This window comes from Kribbella albertanoniae (assembly GCF_004348455.1).
Classification (GTDB): Bacteria; Actinomycetota; Actinomycetes; order Propionibacteriales; family Kribbellaceae; genus Kribbella; species Kribbella albertanoniae.
The window spans coordinates 85,332-103,467 of record NZ_SMKA01000004.1 but is presented as its reverse complement, the minus strand read 5'-3'; the positions used below and the strand labels follow the sequence as shown (position 1 = coordinate 103,467).

Annotated in this window: 17 protein-coding genes and 1 tRNA gene; 9 read left to right on the top strand and 9 right to left on the bottom strand. The window is 68.1% G+C overall.

What is annotated here, in order from left to right:
• Nucleotides 1-104: 104 nt before the first annotated feature.
• The 3 genes from sucC to E1261_RS02480 are packed head-to-tail and all read left to right on the top strand — an operon-like array spanning nt 105 to nt 3,026.
• On the top strand, nt 105-1,259 hold the full coding sequence (sucC, locus tag E1261_RS02490) for an ADP-forming succinate--CoA ligase subunit beta (protein ID WP_132401091.1): 1,155 nt from the start codon (nt 105-107) through the stop codon (nt 1,257-1,259).
• A gap of 13 nt (nt 1,260-1,272) precedes the next feature.
• Nucleotides 1,273-2,154 carry a succinate--CoA ligase subunit alpha gene (sucD, locus tag E1261_RS02485; RefSeq protein ID WP_132401088.1) on the top strand — a complete coding sequence of 294 codons (882 nt, stop codon included), beginning with the start codon at nt 1,273-1,275 and terminating at the stop codon, nt 2,152-2,154.
• Complete coding sequence (locus tag E1261_RS02480; RefSeq protein ID WP_132401085.1) at nt 2,151-3,026, top strand: 2-hydroxy-3-oxopropionate reductase; 876 nt, start codon at nt 2,151-2,153, stop codon at nt 3,024-3,026. Before sucD ends, E1261_RS02480 begins: the two co-directional genes overlap by 4 nt.
• Before the next feature lie 124 nt (nt 3,027-3,150).
• On the opposite strand, the gene E1261_RS02475 is transcribed toward E1261_RS02480, so the two are convergent.
• From E1261_RS02475 to E1261_RS02460, 4 genes are all read right to left on the bottom strand, one after another.
• Nucleotides 3,151-4,128 (bottom strand): LacI family DNA-binding transcriptional regulator, encoded by a 978-nt coding sequence (locus E1261_RS02475; protein ID WP_132401082.1) that lies wholly within the window; start codon nt 4,126-4,128, stop codon nt 3,151-3,153.
• A 359-nt stretch (nt 4,129-4,487) separates the two neighbouring features.
• A complete protein-coding gene (locus E1261_RS02470) occupies nt 4,488-5,504 on the bottom strand; it encodes a 2-dehydropantoate 2-reductase (protein WP_132401079.1) in 1,017 nt (338 codons plus the stop codon).
• Between the two features lie 5 nt (nt 5,505-5,509).
• Entirely contained in the window at nt 5,510-7,276 is a 1,767-nt protein-coding gene (gcl, locus tag E1261_RS02465; protein WP_132401076.1) for a glyoxylate carboligase, read from the bottom strand.
• A gap of 39 nt (nt 7,277-7,315) precedes the next feature.
• Nucleotides 7,316-8,107, bottom strand: a complete 792-nt coding sequence (locus E1261_RS02460; RefSeq protein WP_132401073.1) for a hydroxypyruvate isomerase family protein — start codon at nt 8,105-8,107, stop codon at nt 7,316-7,318.
• A gap of 267 nt (nt 8,108-8,374) precedes the next feature.
• Here E1261_RS02460 and E1261_RS02455 point away from each other — a divergent pair, with 267 nt between their 5' ends.
• Nucleotides 8,375-8,578, top strand: a complete 204-nt coding sequence (locus E1261_RS02455) for a cold-shock protein (RefSeq protein ID WP_132164162.1) — start codon at nt 8,375-8,377, stop codon at nt 8,576-8,578.
• Nucleotides 8,579-8,624: 46 nt separating this feature from the next.
• Here E1261_RS02455 and E1261_RS02450 read toward each other — a convergent pair whose 3' ends face one another.
• From E1261_RS02450 to E1261_RS02440, 3 genes are read right to left on the bottom strand one after another with little or no spacing between them, the layout of a single operon-like run.
• A complete protein-coding gene (locus tag E1261_RS02450; RefSeq protein ID WP_132401070.1) occupies nt 8,625-9,098 on the bottom strand; it encodes a GNAT family N-acetyltransferase in 474 nt (157 codons plus the stop codon).
• A complete protein-coding gene (locus E1261_RS02445; protein WP_132401068.1) occupies nt 9,095-9,508 on the bottom strand; it encodes a M23 family metallopeptidase in 414 nt (137 codons plus the stop codon). Before E1261_RS02445 ends, E1261_RS02450 begins: the two co-directional genes overlap by 4 nt.
• Nucleotides 9,509-9,541: 33 nt before the next feature.
• Nucleotides 9,542-12,745 (bottom strand): AfsR/SARP family transcriptional regulator, encoded by a 3,204-nt coding sequence (locus tag E1261_RS02440; protein WP_238175962.1) that lies wholly within the window; start codon nt 12,743-12,745, stop codon nt 9,542-9,544.
• A 181-nt stretch (nt 12,746-12,926) separates the two neighbouring features.
• On the opposite strand from E1261_RS02440, the gene orn reads away from it, so the two are divergent.
• The 5 genes from orn (at nt 12,927) to E1261_RS02415 (ending at nt 16,331) form a co-directional block, all read left to right on the top strand.
• A complete protein-coding gene (gene orn, locus E1261_RS02435; protein WP_132401065.1) occupies nt 12,927-13,523 on the top strand; it encodes an oligoribonuclease in 597 nt (198 codons plus the stop codon).
• 69 nt (nt 13,524-13,592) lie between these two features.
• A tRNA-His gene (locus tag E1261_RS02430) sits at nt 13,593-13,665 on the top strand.
• Between the two features lie 470 nt (nt 13,666-14,135).
• Nucleotides 14,136-15,035 (top strand): arginase family protein, encoded by a 900-nt coding sequence (locus E1261_RS02425; protein WP_132401062.1) that lies wholly within the window; start codon nt 14,136-14,138, stop codon nt 15,033-15,035.
• 155 nt (nt 15,036-15,190) lie between these two features.
• Entirely contained in the window at nt 15,191-15,718 is a 528-nt protein-coding gene (locus tag E1261_RS02420) for a YceI family protein (protein WP_132401059.1), read from the top strand.
• A gap of 115 nt (nt 15,719-15,833) precedes the next feature.
• Nucleotides 15,834-16,331 carry a DoxX family protein gene (locus E1261_RS02415; RefSeq protein ID WP_132401056.1) on the top strand — a complete coding sequence of 166 codons (498 nt, stop codon included), beginning with the start codon at nt 15,834-15,836 and terminating at the stop codon, nt 16,329-16,331.
• 63 nt (nt 16,332-16,394) lie between these two features.
• On the opposite strand, the gene E1261_RS02410 is transcribed toward E1261_RS02415, so the two are convergent.
• Nucleotides 16,395-17,237 (bottom strand): ABC transporter permease subunit, encoded by an 843-nt coding sequence (locus tag E1261_RS02410; protein WP_132401053.1) that lies wholly within the window; start codon nt 17,235-17,237, stop codon nt 16,395-16,397.
• The gene (locus E1261_RS02405) at nt 17,234-18,136 is read right to left on the bottom strand and encodes an ABC transporter ATP-binding protein (RefSeq protein ID WP_132401050.1); all 903 of its coding nucleotides are present in this window, start codon (nt 18,134-18,136) and stop codon (nt 17,234-17,236) included. The genes E1261_RS02410 and E1261_RS02405 overlap by 4 nt, the downstream gene beginning before the upstream one ends.

Sequence of the window (18,136 nt, the reverse complement as noted above, 5' to 3'; positions counted from 1 at the left end):
GCTGTCCGTTGTCCAGACCTGACGCGTTGCAGCTGCCTCTTGTGACCAGATTGCATACCGCATACAGTCGGCACACGACCGCTCGGATCGGAAGGACTGCCCCTGTGGACCTGATGGAGTACCAAGCCAAAGAGCTGTTCGCACGGCACGGCGTCCCGGTGACGCTCGGCCGCGTGATCGAGGATCCGGCCGACGCGGCCGCAGCCGCCGCGGAACTCGGTGGCCGGGTGGTGGTGAAGGCCCAGGTGAAGACCGGCGGCCGCGGCAAGGCCGGTGGGGTCAAACTCGCCGCCTCCCCCGACGAAGCCGTCGCCCGGGCCGGCGAGATCCTCGGGATGGAGATCAAGGGTCACACCGTGCACCGGGTGCTGCTCGCGCCGGCGGCCGAGATCGCGGAGGAGTACTACTTCTCCTTCCTCGTCGACCGGGCGAACCGCTCGTACCTCTGTATCGCCAGCACCGAAGGCGGTGTGGAGATCGAGGAGGTTGCGCACACCAACCCCTCGGCGATTGCCAAGGTGGAGATCGACCCGGCGGTTGGCGTCGACGAGGCCAAGGCGGCGGAGATCGTGGCCGCGGCTGGATTCCCCGCCGGCGCGGAGGACGTCGTACGGCGATTGTGGGACGTGTTCGTCGCCGAGGACGCCACGCTGGTCGAGGTGAACCCGTTGGTGAAGCTGGCCGACGGATCGCTGGAGGCGCTGGACGGGAAGGTGACGCTCGACGACAGCGCGGCGTACCGGCATCCGGATCACGCCGCCTTCGAGGACCACGCGTCGGCGGATCCCCTTGAGGCGGCCGCGCACGACAAGGGCCTGAACTACGTCAAGCTCGACGGCTCGGTCGGCATCATCGGGAACGGCGCCGGCCTCGTCATGTCGACCCTCGACGTGGTCGCGTACGCGGGTTCGCAGTACGGCGTGAAGCCCGCGAACTTCCTGGATATCGGCGGCGGCGCCTCGGCCGAGGTGATGGCGAACGGGCTCGGGATCATCCTCAGCGACGCGCAGGTGCGCAGCGTGTTCGTCAACGTCTTCGGCGGGATCACCGCCTGCGACGCCGTCTCGAACGGGATCGTGCAGGCACTCGAACTGCTCGGCGCTGCTGCCGACAAGCCACTGGTGGTTCGCCTCGACGGGAACAACGTCGCCGAGGGCCGCAAGATCCTTGCCCAGGCCAACCATCCGCTGGTGACCGTGGTGGACACGATGGACGGCGCCGCGGCCCGGGCCGCCGAGCTCGCCGCCGCTGCGAACTGAAGGGACTTATCTGATGGCAATCTTCCTGACCGAGAAAAGCAGGGTCATCATCCAAGGGATGACCGGCGCCGAGGGCCAGAAGCACACCAGCCGAATGCTTGCCGCCGGCACCGAAATCGTCGGCGGCGTGACGCCTGGCAAGGGTGGCCAGTCGGTCGACTTCGCGAAGCGCTCGATCCCGGTCTACGGGTCCTGCGCGGACGCGGTCGCGGCGACCGGTGCGGACGTGTCGGTGGTGTTCGTGCCGCCTCGGTTCACCAAGGGTGCGGTGATTGAGGCGGTGGACGCGGAGATTCCGTTGGTGGTGGTGATCACCGAGGGCGTGCCGGTCCACGACACGGCCGCGTTCTTCGCGCACGCCACCGCCGCCGGAGTGCGCGTGATCGGGCCGAACTGCCCCGGGATCATCAGTCCCGGACAGGCGAACGCGGGCATCATCCCGGCCGACATCGCCGGCCCCGGACGGATCGGGCTGGTCTCGAAGTCGGGAACCCTGACCTACCAGATGATGTACGAACTGCGGGACTTCGGCTTCTCCACGGCCATCGGTATCGGCGGCGACCCGATCATCGGAACCACCCACATCGACGCCCTGCAAGCGTTCCAGGACGACCCCGACACCGATGCGATCGTGATGATCGGCGAGATCGGCGGTGACGCCGAGGAGCGGGCGGCGGCGTACATCGCAGCCCACGTCACCAAGCCGGTGGTCGGGTACGTCGCCGGCTTCACCGCCCCCGAGGGCAAGACGATGGGCCACGCCGGTGCGATCGTCTCCGGCTCCTCCGGTACGGCGGCCGCCAAGCAGGAAGCCTTGGAGTCAGCCGGTGTTCGCGTCGGCAAGACTCCTACCGAGACGGCCGAGCTCCTCCGATCAGTCCTGGTTGCCGTATGACCGCCATCGGCTTCATCGGCCTAGGGATCATGGGTTCGCACATGGCAGCGAACCTCATCGGCGCGGGACATGCGGTGACCGGGTACGACGTCGTACCGGCGTCTGTCGATCGGCTGGCTCAGGCCGGCGGTAAACCGGCCGCCGACATCGCCTCGGCCGTCGCCGGGGCCGAGGTCGTGATCACGATGCTGCCGGACTCGCCGCAGGTTGCGGAGGTCGTGCTCGGCCCGGCCGGCGTGCTGTCGGCGATCGAGCCCGGCGTACTGCTGATCGACATGAGCTCGATCGCCCCGGAGACGTCGATCGCGGTTGCCGCGGCCGGTGCCGAGCGCGGCGTCCACGTCCTGGATGCACCGGTCAGCGGCGGCGAACAAGGCGCCATCAAGGCGTCCCTGTCGATCATGGTTGGCGGCGACATGGCCGACTTCGAAACGGCCCGGCCGATCTTCGAATCCCTCGGCCGCACCATCGTCCACGTCGGCCCGCACGGCTCCGGCCAAACCGTGAAGGCCGCCAACCAGCTGATGGTCGCCGGCATCATCTCGCTGGTCTCCGAAGCCATCGTCCTGCTCGAAGCCTCCGGCGTCGACAGCACCCGAGGCCTGGAAGTTCTCGCCGGCGGCCTGGCTGGCAACCGCATCCTCGACCTCAAGGCCGGCACCATGCTCGCCCGCGAGTTCACGCCCGGCTTCCGCATCGACCTGCATCACAAGGACATGGGCATCGCCCTGGCCTCAGCCCGCGCCGCCGGCGTCGCCCTCCCTGTCACCGGCATCGTCGCCCAGCTAGTAGCCGCAGCCCGCGCGCAGGGCCACGGCTCCCTCGACCACTCAGCCCTCCTCAAGGTGATCGAGTCCCTCTCCACTCCCTAAGCGCGTACCGAAGAACGGGTAGTGGTCGGCGAAAACGCCGAACCCCAAGGCGTGCCGCCTCTCCCAAACCCCGCCAGCCCCGACCTCTACCCGTCCGTCGGTACACCCCCACCGCCGCAGCGGCTCAGCCGGGAGGTGCCGTGCTGGACCGGACGACCAGTTCGGTTGGTACGGCGATGGGCTGAGGTTCGCCGGCCGCCAGGATGGTGAGGAGGGACTCCACCGAGTGGCGACCGAGGTCGGCGAAGGACTGGCGGATGGTGGTGAGCGGCGGCCAGAAGTGTGCGGACTCTTCCATGTCGTCGAAGCCGACCACGCTCACCTGAGCCGGGACCTCACGCTGGTGCTCATGGAGCGCTCGCAGTACGCCCAGCGCCATCTGGTCGTTCGCAGCGAAGACAGCGGTGACCGACGGATCCGCGGCCAACAGACAGCCGGCCTCGTACCCCGACTGTGCGGTCCAATCACCAAAGTGGATCTCAGGCAGCTCGCGCCCAGCGGCGAGCAGAGTCTGCTCCCACCCACGACGACGATGCGCAGCCGGGTACGACGTTCGCGGACCACCCACATGATGCACAGTCCGGTGGCCGAGCTCCAGCAGGTGAACCACCGCCTGCCGCGCACCATCGAACTGATCAGTGTCGACAACCGGATAGTCGTAGTGCGCACTGGAGTCGACGATCACCACCGGGAGACCGTGCGGTAGCTGGACACCCGCTTCGTCGAGCAGGTAGGCCTCGATCAGGATGATGACGCCGTCGACGGCCTGAGCGCTCAGCCGGGTGAAGGCGTCGTTGACCGCGCGCTGGTTGATGTCGAGCACCGGCATCAGGTTGACCGCGTAGCCGCGCCCGGTGGCCGCGGTGGCGATCTCGTCGAGGACACGCGTCGTACCGAAGGTCGAAAGCTCGAAGACGATCACCCCGATCCCCCGGAACTCCCCGTTACGCAGCGCCCGGGCCGCCCCGTTCGGCCGATATCCGAGCTCACGCATCGCAGCCCGCACCCGGGCCCGCGTGGTCGCATCCACGTTGCTCCGGTTGTTGGCCACCCGCGACACCGTCTGCCCGGAAACCCCCGCCAGGGCAGCGACATCAGCCATCGAAGGCCCGCGCCGCGGTCGTCCCGTCGTACCCAAACTTCCCCCCATCCAGCCGTGTTTACGTGAACACTACGACCGCACAAGCCCCGTGAAAAGTAGCAGAGCTCGTGCCGACACACCCCCGTACGACGTTGAGCACGGGTCACCCACGTGCGGGGTTCGGCAAGTGGCTGTGGTTGCTCCCCGGAAAATGAGGGGATCTCCGCTCAATGCGCTGGTTCTCCCCTCAAAAATTGAGCAGAGAAGGGTCCACTTGAACGGGTAGCCCCTCAAATGTGCCGTGGGGCCCGGCCGTCTCCGAGCGCAGCGGATGGAAACAGGTGGGTCCGATCGTCGCTGTGGATCGGACCCACCTGGGCTCAGGACGGTGCGGGGGCTGCGGTGGGGGCGTGGGCTAGAGCCGGGCCGGTGCCGATCTTGCGGGAGAGGAGGTCGGCTACCGCGTGGACGGCGCGCAGGGTCGGGGCCGGCGTGCCGGTGAGGTCGGCGAGCTCGACCACGGCGGCGAGGATGACGTCGAGTTCGAGCGGCTTGTCCTTCTCGAGGTCCTGCAGCATCGACGTCTTGTGTTCGCCGACCCGTTCGGCGCCGTCGATCCGCTTGTCCACCGAGATCTCCGGCCGGCAACCGACCGCGGCCGCGATCTCCAGCGACTCCTCCATCATCAGCCGGATCATCGCCCGGGTGCCCTGATGGGTCGCGATCTCGACCATCGTCGCCCGGGCCAGCGCGCTGATCGGGTTGAAGGCCGCGTTGCCGAGCAGCTTGATCCAGATGTCCTTGCGGATGTCGTCCTCGACCGGGCACTTCAGCCCGCCCGCGATCATCGCGTCGCTGAACGCCGTGCACCGATCGGACACTCCCCCGCCCGGTTCACCGATCGAGAACCGGGTGCCCTCCAGGTGCCGGACCAGCCCGGGCCCTTCCAGCTCGGTCGAGCAGTAGACGACGCACCCGACGGCTCGATCCAGATCCAGCACCTGGGTGACCGAACCACCCGGGTCGACGGACTCGACCCGGCGGCCTTCGTACGGACCCTTCAGGCCGTGGAAGTACCACCACGGGATGCCGTTCTGGGCCGCGATGACGACAGTGTCGGAGTGCAGCAGCGGCTCGATCAGCGGTCCGGCCGACGCATACGAATTGGCCTTCAGTCCCAGGAAGACGTAGTCCGCCGGCCCGACCTCGGCCGGGTCGTCGGTGGCCGGGGTCCGCGCCTCGAAGTCACCACGAGGGCTGAGCACCCGGACACCGTCACGCCGGATCGCCTCCAGATGCGCACCGCGCGCGATCAGGTGCACCTCGGTCCCACCACGGTGCAACGCAGCACCGACGTACGCACCGATCGCCCCGGCGCCGAGAACCGCAACCTTCATCGTCATCACTCCCTCGGCCCGGACGCGGTCGGCACCGGGTGCCGTACGTCGGTCAGTTCGTCGAACTCGACCACCTTGTCGATCTCGGTGCCCATGGCAACGTTCGTGATGCGCTCGAGGATCACCTCGACGATCACCGGCACCCTGTATTCGGCCAGCAGCTTCTTCGCCTCGTCCAGCGCGGGCTGGATCCCGTCGGGCTCGAACACCCGGACCGCCTTGCAGCCAAGGCCTTCGGCCACCTTCACGTGGTCGACGCCGTACCCGGCGAGCTCCGGTGTGTTGATGTTGTCGAAGGCAAGCTGCACGCAGAAGTCCATGTCGAAGTTGCGCTGCGCCTGCCGGATCAGTCCGAGATAGGCATTGTTCACCACCACATGGATGTACGGAATGTTGAACTGGGCACCGACCGCCAGCTCCTCGATGAGGAACTGGAAGTCGTAGTCTCCCGACAGCGCGACCACCGGCGTGTCCGGATCGGCCACCGCTACCCCGAGCGCGGCCGGCCCGGTCCACCCCAGCGGACCGGCCTGGCCGGCGTTGATCCAGTGCCGCGGCCGATAGACGTGCAGCATCTGCGCGGCCTGGATCTGCGACAACCCGATCGTCGACACGTACCGCGTCTCCGGCCCGAAGGCGTTGTTCATCTCCTGGTACACGCGCTGCGGCTTGATCGGCACGTTGTCGAAGTCGGTACGGCGTCGCATCCGCGCCTTGCGGTCCCGGCAGGCGGCCGCCCACTCGGAGCGATCGTCGAGCGGCGCCTGTTGCCGCGCAACGTGCACCAACACCTCCAGCGCAGCCTTGGCGTCGGATACGATGCCCAGATCCGGCGCGAACACCCGCCCGATCTGCGTGGGCTCGATATCGATGTGCACGAACTTCCGCCCGGCCCGATACGTCTCGAGTCCACCGGTATGCCGATTCGCCCACCGGTTCCCGATCCCGATGACGAGATCGGCCTCCACCATCGTCTGGTTCCCGTAGCGATGCGAGGTCTGCAGACCGACCATCCCCGCCATCAACCGGTGGTCGTCCGGAATCGTCCCCCAGCCCATCAACGTCGGTACGACGGGAACGTTCGACAGCTCGGCGAATTCGACCAGCAGGTCGGCGGCGTCCGCGTTGACGATCCCGCCACCGGCCACGATCAACGGGCGTTCGGCCTGCGCGAGCATCTGCAGCACAGCCTCGGCCTGCGCGACACTTGCCCGTGGTGTTGCCACCGGCAACGATGTGTACAGCTCCGGATCGAAGTCGATCTCGGTGAGCTGAACATCCAGCGGCAGATCGATCAGGACGGGACCAGGACGCCCGGATCGCATGAGCTGGAAGGCTTTCTGGAACGTTCCCGGGACCTGCGCGGCCTCCATCACGGTGACCGCCCACTTCGCCACCGGGGCAGCGATCGACGAGATGTCGACGGCCTGGAAGTCCTCCTTGTGCAGCTTCGCCACCGGTGCCTGCCCGGTGATACAGAGGATCGGGGTCGAGTCGGCGCTGGCCGAATACAGTCCGGTGATCATGTCGGTTCCGGCCGGTCCCGACGTACCGACGCAGACGCCGATGTTGCCGGCCCGCGCTCGGGTATAGCCCTCCGCCATGTGCGATGCGCCCTCGACGTGCCGGGCGAGCACGTGGCGCAACTCGCCCTGATCGCGGACGGCGGAGTAGAACGGGTTGATGGCCGCTCCGGGCAGGCCGAACAGGTGGGTGATGCCTTCGCGGCGGAGGATCTCCACGGCAGCGCGGGCAGCGGTCATTCGGGGCATACCAGCTCCAATCGAGCGGAAGACGAACGGCGATCCGGCTCAGCGGATCCAGTCGAAGCTCTCGGCGGTCGAGCCGGACGGCTTGTACTCCAGGGCGATCCAGCCGTCGTAGCCCGCGGTGGCGAGCTCGGCGAGGTGCTGGCCGACCGGGATCTTCCCGGTGCCGGGTTCGTTCCGGCCGGGTGCATCGGCGAGCTGGACGTGCGCGATCAACTCCGCGTACGTCGAGATCGCCGTACTCACGTCGTCCCCGTTGACGGTCAGGTGGTAGATGTCGAGCAGCAGACCGATCGCGCCGGACTGCCCCCGGACCCGATCGACCACAGCGACCGCGTCGGCGGCGGTCTTGAGCGGGTAACGGTCGACGCCACTGACGGGCTCGATCAGTACGACGCCACCCAGCGCGCCGGCGGCGGTTGCGGCCAGCGCGAGGTTCTCGGCGGCGAGCTCATCCTGCTCCTCGGCGCGCAGGCCGTCGACACGATTGCCGTAGAGCGCGTTGAAAGCGCGGCAGCCGAGCCGCTCGCCGATCCCGAGGGTGACCGGAATGTTGTCGCGGAACTCGCGGGCGGTGGCCGGCGACGAGAGCAGACCGCGATCACCGGCCGGCAGGTCGCCGGCCGCGAAGTTCAGCCCGATCAGCTGCACACCGGCGTCGGTGATCGCGCGTTCGAACGCATCGACCTCGGCATCGCCGGGCAAGTGGGTGTCGAACGGCCACCAGAACTCGACCGCCGCGAACCCGGCCGCCTTGGCCGCCGCCGGGCGCTCCAGCAGCGGCAGTTCGGTGAACAGGATCGAACAGTTGACGGCGAACCGGGCAGTGTTCATCGATCCCACCTTCCCGCAGGGCGTTGTATACCGGATACAGTAGGCCGCCGCTGCAGTGCGGTCAAGATCACACTCCAGGACAGATGTTCACGTGGTTCGCCGGTTGCGGACCGGCGTCGTGTGCTACTGTCGTCACTGGTTGCAGTTCTTGCAGTTCCTCGATCGTTCATTTACGCCCGCGGATTTGTGATCCGCTGGGCGTTTTTTCTGTCTCGGGCCGGATGACCGCAACCACGTCATTACAACCTTTTTAGAAAGCGGTACATCATGGCCAGCGGTACAGTGAAGTGGTTCAACGGCGAAAAGGGCTTCGGCTTCATTTCCCCGGACGGCGGCGGCGCCGACGTGTTCGTGCACTACTCGGCGATCGCGACCGACGGCTTCCGTAGCCTCGACGAGAACCAGAAGGTCGAGTTCGACCTGACCCAGGGCCAGAAGGGCCCGCAGGCGGAGAACGTTCGCCCGGTCTGAACGACTTAGAAGAGCCCCGGTCACTTCGGTGACCGGGGCTTTTTCTTTAGGTGTAGAGGTATTCGCCGTCGTCCAGCTGATCGGTGCGGCTGAGCCCAACGGCCGCTGCGACGGCAGCCGAGGCGGAGTGGTCCGGGTGGATGTGGCAGACGATCCGCAGCTCCTGAGCCTTCAGCCAGTCGACCAGCCCGAGAGCCGCCTCCTTGGCGTAGCCGTGGCCCTGCCAGGCGGAGCCGATCACCCAGGCGACCTCCGCCGTACTCCCGGTCACCGTGCTCTGCACGAACCCGATGAGCTCGTCGCCGGCCTGGATCACCCAGTTGAGCCAGTGCTCGTCCGCTCTGCCTGATCCGGCGAGCTGGCGCTCGTACCGAGCCCGGAGCGCGTCCACCGTCGGTGGCTCACCGCCGGTGAAGGCATACAGCGCTGGATCGGCCAGTACGCCGGCCATCTCCTCGGCGTACAGAGGTGCCAGCGGGAGCAGAGTCAGGCGAGAGGTGCTGAAGGCGGTCGCGATCACGTGGTCACGGTAGCGCCGGGCGGCTCGGCGGCTCCCTCCACGGCCGACTCACCCGGCGCCACCACCCGCATCCGAGCGTTGGTGTGCAGATCGAACTGGGGCTTGCGGTGGTCGCCGTCCTGGTACGGCGCCACCCGCTCCTCGTAGTGCAGATGGGACTCCACGGCGGACCCGAGCGGTTCGCCTGTTTCCACGGTCTCCCCCTGGCTGACCGTGGGTTCGGACAGCCGCCGGTAGAGGTGCCAGATCGCGTTCGACTCGACCACGACCTGGTCACCGTCCACGTGCACCACCACACCAGCCAAAGTCGCCCGGACCGTTCCTCCGGGCAGGGTGTGGTAGTCACGACCTGAGTGCTCCGCGGACTCGAACTCGCGGACCACCACTGGTTTGTGCACCGGCGCTGCCATGAGGTGATCCTGCGCACGGACCTTCAGCCAGTCTTAAAGCCGAGCCGGTACGGCGGGATACGCGGCCGGCTCGACCTCCAGCTCACCCATCCGCTGCACGTAGGTCCGGTACGCCCGGCGCGCCTCACCGTGCGCACCACTCGCCTGGAACGCGGAAACCAGGCCCAGGTGCGCGCGCTCGTCGTACTGGTCCCGCTGGAGGATGCGGAGCAGGTAGCCGGCCGTGGCGTCCGGGTCACGCCGCCCCCGCTCGGCCAGGACGCGCGCCACCCGGACATAGAGCGCTCGGGCCTCTTCACGCATGCCGGCGGCCCAGTCGGCGTACACGTCCTCTTCCAGGAAGTCACCGCTGTACGCCGCCTCGGCTGCCCGCAGCAACCGCAGATCGCTCGCGTTGAGTCCATTACGGGCATCCCGCAGGAAGTGCTCCACGTCGACAGCCGTCTGGTCACCGTCGAGCCAGATGGTCGCCCGGTCGGCGCCGATGAAGCGGTCCGGCGGGTACTTCTTCTCCGGGTCGAGCACGGACCGCACCGTCGACAGAGCGACCGACAGCCGCGGGGACGCCACCGACTCGTCCTGGTCCGGCCAGAGCAGATCCAGCAACTGCACCCGCGCGACCGGTCGGCACCGGCGGGCCACCAGGATCTTCAGCAGGTCTCTGGCCTTCTTGGACGGCCACTCCCCCAGCTGGACCGCCTTGCCGGCCCGCAGCACCCGGAAGCCGCCCAGACACTCCACCTTCACCGCAGCAGGACCGGTCTGGTCGCTGGTGGCCAGCGCTGCGGCCGCATAGCGGGTCGCACCGGCCGCCAGGAAGCGCTGGTGAGCTCGCAGGGCGAGTCCGCGCCCTTCTACACCACTCGTGCGCTTGGCAAGCATCAGCTCGGCGCGGGCCTCGCCCAGCTGGTCACCCAGTTCGCTGCGGATGTTCAGCACCTCGTGGAGGACCGATGCGCCACCAGCTTCGGCGTACAGCTCCAGCGCGTCGGCCAGACCGGCGCGGTCGCGCCGCTTGCGGCAGAGCGCAGCAGCCTCCTCCGCACTGGCCGCAGCCTCAGCCTGGTTGCCTGCGTGCAGTGTGACCCAACCGAGCGCGACCAGAGCACCGGAGAGTCCCAGGACGGGGCCATAAGCAACGGCCTGCCGGACCAGCTCTGCCAGCTCAGCTGCGCGCTGCGGCTCCTCTACTGCCAGCACTCGCGCCAGACCGGCCAGGGACGGGACCAGGGACTGCATGTCCTTGGTCGCCTCGCCGATCGCGATGGCCTCCTCGAAGCACGCCCTGGCCATCGCACGGTCGCCACGCTGGCGGTAGACCTCGCCAAGCACCGAGAGCGGTTGGGCGACCCGTTTGGACTCCAGCTTCTGGTAGAGCGCACGGGAGGCTTCCAGCTCACCGATCGCCTCATCCAGCCGGCCAAGACGCAGCAGCGCCTCGCCACGGTTGTTCAGGGCCAGTGCGCGGAACACTGCGAAGCCTGCGCGATCCGCAAGCTCCAGAGCGATGTCGAGCTGCTGCAGCCCCAGCTCGTAGTCGCCCTCGGCGATGTGGTGCGACGAGCGGTTCACCCGGATCCGGATCGACTGCAGGAGATCACCGGCGCGCTCCGCATGCTCCAGCGCCCGCAGGTAGTGCGAAGAGTTGCCACTGGGGTCACTGTCGACCGCAGCGAGCATTGCCAGCACGGTGTGCGAGATTGCCAGTGCCCTATCGTCACCGAAAGCTCTGGCCGTCGCGTACGCCGAGGTGACCAGCGCCCGGCACTCGTCGAACTCACCACGCAGCCAGTGCGCACCCGCCCACCACGCCTGCAGCAGCGCCTCGTCAGACGGCTGCTGTCCGTCGATGCGACCACGCTGGTACGTCGCGATCGCCACATCGGTCTGCCCGCGCAGATGATGGATGAGGCCCAGCCGCCAAGCCACACCCACCGGGATCTCGCCGTCCGGCTCGATGATGCGGTCGAAACAGTCGACCGCACCCTGCCAGTCCCCCAGCACCTGCCGCGCTTCCCCTTCAAGCTGGTCCAGGGCCACACCGCGCAGGTCGGCAGGCAGTGCGGCGACTGCTGCGACCACGACCTCGGCCAACCCGCCAGCGACCATGGAGTGGCCGGTCTCGGCCAGCATGCGGGCCACTCTGACAGGGTCGACCGACTGGTAGCAGGCCAGCGCGTCACGGTGCTCTCCCACCGATTCGAACCACTTCCCTGCCTTCAGAGTCAACTCGGCAAGCTCCGGCTCATCCACGACCAGCCTGTCGTTGGCGAAGTTCTTCACGAGCGGATTGAGTTCGTAGCCGTCCGCCTCACCTGCTGAGACCAGTAGGCCCCGGGTCCGCAGCTGGTGCAGCGTGTCGGCGTTGTCGGTGAGGCCGATCGCCTGACACAACTCAGATCCGAACCTGGGCAGTACAGCAACGCCCGCCACCAGACGCCGTACCGATGGAGGCTCTGCGGCGAAGACCTCCTCAGCCAGGTAGTCGTAGAGCGGACCGCCGGACCGCAGCGCCCGCCGCAGCCGACCAGCCCGCTCAGCTGGAGGCGCGGTACGCAGCGCCTCAACAGCCAGCCGTACGGCGGCCGGCCAGCCCTGCACGGCCGCCTGCAACGGCTCCGCGAGGTCCGCCGTACCTTCACCAAGCACGTTCTCCAGTACGGCGAGCGTCTCGGCGACCGTGAACGCCAGCGCGGTCGCGTCGATCTCCAGCACCTGGCCACGGCCGCGCAACCGGTCGATCCCGAACGGCATCGAGGTGCGCGAGGCAACAACCAGGTGCACCTTCGCCGGGGCTATCCGCACCAGGCCCTCGATCAGCCTGGTCGCTGGGGCATCGGGGCCCAGCTCGTGCAGATCGTCGAGCACCAGGACCAGATCCTCGTCGAGGTTGTGCTCAAGGGCGTCCGCCAGCAGTGCGGCGTACGCGAGGGCTCTAGTCTCCTGCTCCGCGTCTGCGTCCGGCCCACGGGGGCTCTGCAGCTCAGCCGGGATGGAAGCGAGCGCCGGGACCTGACTGCGCAGGGCGGCCACCAGGCCGGCAACCATGCCCGCCAGCGACGCGTCCTCGGCTCGCACGGTGTGCCAGGCACAGGTGCGTCCAGCGGCCCAGGCCGACAGCAAAGTCGACTTGCCGAAGCCTGCGTCGGCCACCACGGTCAGCAACCGCCGCTGCACGCCTTCGTCCAGCAACGCCACCAGCCTCGGCCGGTCCACCGTCCCCGCCCCAGGTTCCATCAGCCCCAACCTTCTCCCCAGGTCCCCGAACAGGACAGCATCAGCAGCATCCGGAGCGCAACCAAGTTGTCACGGAACCGTGGTGAATAGTCTCGGATTGTTGCCGCCGCGGCAACGGAACGGCGGCCCGGCGGCCAGCCGGTCACGAGACTGTCCATGGTCAGCCGTAAGGTGGGTGCCCATGAATGACCGGCTGGTATGGATCGACTGCGAGATGACCGGCCTCGACCTGGCGGCAGACGCCCTGATCGAGGTGGCGGTGCTCGTCACCGACTACGAACTGAACGTCCTCGGTGACGGAATCGACCTGGTGATCAAGCCACCGGCCGCTGCCCTCGAGCAGATGGGCGACTTCGTCCGCGACATGCACACAGGCTCCGGCCTGCTCGCCGAGCTCGACCAAGGCATCGAGCTCGCCGACGCCGAGCAGCAGGTCCTCGACTTCATCGCCGGCTACGTCAAAGAACCCCGCCGGGCCGCCCTGGCCGGCAACTCCGTCGGCACCGACCGCACCTTCCTGGTCCGCGACATGCCCCGCGTCGAATCCCACCTGCACTACCGCAACGTCGACGTCAGCTCCATCAAGGAGCTCGTCCGCCGCTGGTATCCGCGCGTCTACTACGCCACCCCCGCCAAGACCGGCAACCACCGCGCCCTGGCCGACATCCGCGAAAGCATCTCCGAACTCCGCTACTACCGGCAGACCGTTTTCGTCCCCCAGCCCGGCCCGGATTCGGACACGGCGCGGGCTGCCGCAGCCGTCGTGTCGGGGTCCTGAACCCCCGATTTTTAGTACCAGCACATCATCGCTATGATTACCCAGCCGCCGCAGTACTGAGCGGCAATGGTGGGTGTAGCTCAGCTGGTAGAGCACCTGGTTGTGGTCCAGGTGGTCGCGGGTTCAAGTCCCGTCACTCACCCTCGGCGATGGCGACCTGTGTCTGCGGAAAGCGCAGACCGGGTCGCCTCGGCATTTTGTGCGCCTGCGCTTCGCTTGGCGCGGGCGGGGGCTTCGCCACCCGCACCCCCTTCGGCCTCGCTTCGCGTCGGCCTGCGGTGGCTGGGTTGGCTTGTACGGTTCCGCGTTGTGGCTGGGGTTGGCTCGTACGGTTCCGCGTTGTGGCTGGGGTTGGCTTGTACGGTTCCGCGTTGTGGTTGGGGTTGGCTCGTACGGTTCTGCGTTTGGCTGGGGTTGGCTTATTCCTTGACTGTGTGCGCCTGCGGGCTTGTACACCTGCTGGGACCTCTCAGCCTGCGGATGCGGCTGGGGCGGGGGCCGGCGGTGTGTGTGCTACGAATTGATGGATGGCATGTGTGTGTCGGATAGGTCATCTTCTGGGTGCCGTGGGCCGGGCTGGTGCGTTGCGCGCGGGAAGGCGGTGGAGACGTCATGCTCGAGGTTGTTGGGGTGCCGTTCAATTCGGCGGGCAGCACTGGCGGTCGTGCCGGGGCGCCGGCTGCGTTGCGGCGGGCCGGGTTGGTTGGGCGGCTTGGGGCTGTTGATCGTGGGGATCTGGACGTGGGGCGTGCGAGGCCGGAGCGCGATGCGGGGAGCCGCCTGGTGGCGCAGTCGGCGCTTACCGTGATGACCCGATCCGTGCGCGGCGCCGTACGGGAGAGTGTGGGCGCCGGGCAGTTTCCGCTGGTGGTCGGTGGTGACTGTCCGGTGTTGCTCGGGGCACTGCGCGGCGCGCAGGATGTCGCGGGGCGCACCGCGTTGCTGTTCGTCGATGGGCATGAGGACGCGTGGCCGCCGCGGCAGAGCACCACGGGCGAGGCCGCCGACTGTGAACTCGGGTTCGCGCTCGGCCGCCACCGCACAGAGCTGCCCGCTGACTTCGTCGCCGAACTGCCTGAGCTCGACCCGCGTGACGTCGTCGCTCTCGGACCGCGCGACGCCGACGAACTCGCCGGGTACGGCGTCGACCCGCTACCGCCGGCGGTCACCCTGCACCGCGACGACGCCCTGACCGGCGATGCGGCGACGGCGATCAGCAGCGCGGTCGTGCGCGACTTCACCGCCCGTCGTCTGCCGTGGTGGTTGCATGTGGACCTGGACGTGTTGTCCACCGCGGCGTTCCCCGCCGTGGATTACCCGCAGGACGGCGGCCTTGGCTGGGCGGAGTTGCGCCAGATCACCGCGAGCGCGCTGCAACCTGGCTGTCTCGGGATGACGGTCACGATCTACAACCCCGACCTCGATCCGGCCGCTACACACGCGCAGGCCGTCGTCGACTACCTGGCCGACACAGTGGGGCATGGCGCCCCGGCAACCACCGCGGCGCGGTAGCGCTCGGGGTAGCAGGTCGCGTCGTGCGGCTGAGGGTGCGCGTCGTACCGCAGTGGGAGTACGTCCGGTCTGCACGTCTGCGCTTCCCAAGGTGTTCTGGCGCGAACCGCCTCGCAGGGCTCGCATTCCGGCCCGCCGAGGCGTGGAGTTCACGCATGACAACCACTTCCAGACTGACCGGTGACTACGTCATCGACCAGGCGAACACCCACCTCGGGTTCGTCGCCAGGCACACCGTCGGCCCCCGGGTTCGCGGCCGGTTCGACAAGGTCGAAGGACACGTCCACCTCGACGGCCAGGATCCCGCCAGGTCGTCGATCGCCGTCACGATCCGGGCCGACAGCATCGAAACACACAACCGGCAGCGCGACCTTCACCTCAGGACCAAGTTCTTCGCCTGCGCCGATCATCCGGTCATCACCTTCACCTCGACCACGGTGGCGGCCCTTGGTGAGAACAGGTTCGACGTCACCGGGGTACTGATGATCCGGGGCCTGACCAAGCTCGTGAAGGTGCGCTTCGAGCTGTTTGGTGAACAAGACCGCAGGCTCAGGTTCGGCGGGACCGCCGCAGTGAACCGCATGGACTGGGGAGTGGACTGGAATGTTGCCACCGGCATGTTCGTCAGCCCGACGGTGACGTTGCACCTCGATGTCAGCGTGTACCCCGCCGCGACTAGGTGATGACCCTGACCGGTACCGCAGAGGCGGTACGGCGGGTGCAGCCACCGAGGCGACGCGGCGGGCAGGCGATCACCGGCAGGCTGTTGCCCACACCACCTCGACAGGAGAAACCACCATGAGCATCTCGCTCGACACCCGACTGGTCCGCACCGCGGGCAACTGGGTCAGCCGCCACAACGTCGACATCCTCCGGGTCAGCCTCGGCCTGATCTTCCTCGGCTTCGGCCTGCTCAAGTTCTTCCCCGGCGCAAGCCCCGCCGAAGCACTGGTCGCCCGCACCGTCGACGCCCTCACGTTCGGCCTGGTCGACGGACGCAACGCCGTACTGATGACAGCCGGACTGGAAACCTTCATCGGACTCACCCTGATCACGGGCCTACTGCTCCGCACCGGACTACTCGTCCTCGCGGTGTCACTCGGGGGCATCATGGCCCCGCTCGTGCTGTTCTTCACCGACCTGTTCCCCGGCGGAACACCCACGATCGAAGGCCAGTACGTCCTCAAGGACATCGTGCTCGCAGCCGCCGCCCTGGTGATCGCCTCCCGCGCCTTCGGCCTGGAGGAATCCCAGTACAGCAAGCCCTCCCGATCCGACCTCGTCAAAGCCGCCTGACCCCGCATGCGGACCGGATCGAGCCCGGCGGCCCACGCAGGATTGGGCCGCCGGGCCTCGGTATTAGTTGACGTCGCGGCGGCGGACGACGAGAACCGTCGCGATGACGAACACGGCGAGGTAAACCAGCAGGACCGCTGCCGCCGTCAGGCCGGGCAGGTTGGTGGACACGCCGGGAGTGCCTCCGGCCGACTGCGGGGTGGCGTCCAGTGCGGCCACCAGCGAACCGGCGGCGCTGCCAGGGGTGTAGCGCTGCAGAGTGCCGAGGACGGGAATGGAGGCTCCGGTCCGCAACAGGTTCTCGACGGCGAGCGCCCACACCAGGCCGAGGCCGATCGGCATGGCGGTCCCGCGGAGCAGGTGAGCGAGCAGCACTCCGGCTGAGCACCACATTGCCGCGATCAGCAGGCCGCTACCGAGTCCTGCGAGTACGGCGCCGGCCGATGGCCACGCGGTGGGCAGCTCAGTAGCGCCCTCGACGATCGCGCTCGCCACCGCGGCGGTAGCGAACGAGAGCACCAGAATGCTCGCCAGCAGAAGCACCAGGGCCGCGAGCTTGCCCGCGATCACCGAGGTCCTCGGCGGTCCCTGGGACAGCACGATCTTCATCGTCCGCCAGCCGTATTCGCTGCCGGTCGCCAGCGCGCCGAACAGGATCGCCAGGGCGCCGGCGAAGACCGGAAGACCTGCGATGGGTGTGGTCGCCAGCGAGGCCGGCAGGGCATCGAGTACGCCGGCGATCGCGGCAGCCCGCTCTTCGGCGGCAGCGGCCGAGCTGCCTCGGTAGGTGAAGTACGGGAAGACGTAACCGAAGAACAAGGAGAGCACCAGCCACACACCGATCGTGGTGTGGACGGCCGGCCGCTTGCCCAGCTTGAGCATTTCGGCGTACAGGCTGCGCCTCATCGGTCGTCCTCCTTGGCAGTCAGGTCGAAGAAGGCTTCGGCCATCGAACGCTCCTGCCAGGACACCCCGCTCACGTCCAGGCCGGCGTCGTTGAGCTGCCGGTTGACCGAGGCCGCCTGGTCCGGAGAGACGGTCAGGGCGATGGCCGGCGGTTGGTGGCGAACGGCTTGTGGCCCGAAGCGTTTGCGCAGCAGGTCGAGCGCCTCGGCCTGCGGTTCCGCCGTGATCAGCAAGGCGCCTTCCCCGCGCACCTCGGCAAGGGTGCCTTGGGCAACGAGTCGGCCGGCGGCCAGGATCCCGACCCGGTCGCAGATCTGGCCGACCTCGCTGAGGGCATGGCTGGACAGCAGGACCGTTCGGCCGTCCGAGGCGAGCCCTGCGAGCAGTTCACGCATCTGGACCACGCCGGCCGGGTCGAGCCCGTTGGCCGGTTCGTCCAGGACGAGCAGTTCGGGATCCTTGAGCAGGGCCATCCCGACGCCGAGGCGCTGGCGCATCCCCAGCGAGTAGCGCGAGACACGCTTCGCCGCGGCCTCGGCGAGGCCGACTGTTTCGAGGACGGCTTCGACGCGGCGGGCTCCCACCGCGGTGTACCGCCCGACAACGGCGAGGTTGTCGCGTCCGGAAAGGTAGGGGTACAAGGCGGGTTCCTCGATCAGGATGCCGGTCCTGGCCAGCGCCCGGGGATCTCCGGGCGGGCGGCCGAGGACAGTGGCCTTCCCCGAGGTCGGGCGGGCCAGGCCGACCAGCATCCGCAGGGTCGTCGTCTTACCGGCTCCGTTGGCGCCGAGGAAGCCGTACACCTCACCGGCGCGGACTTCCAGATCGATCGCGTCGACGGCCTTGACCGAGCCGAAGGAGCGGCTGAGTTGATGGGTCACTACTGAGTCTGTGGTCAC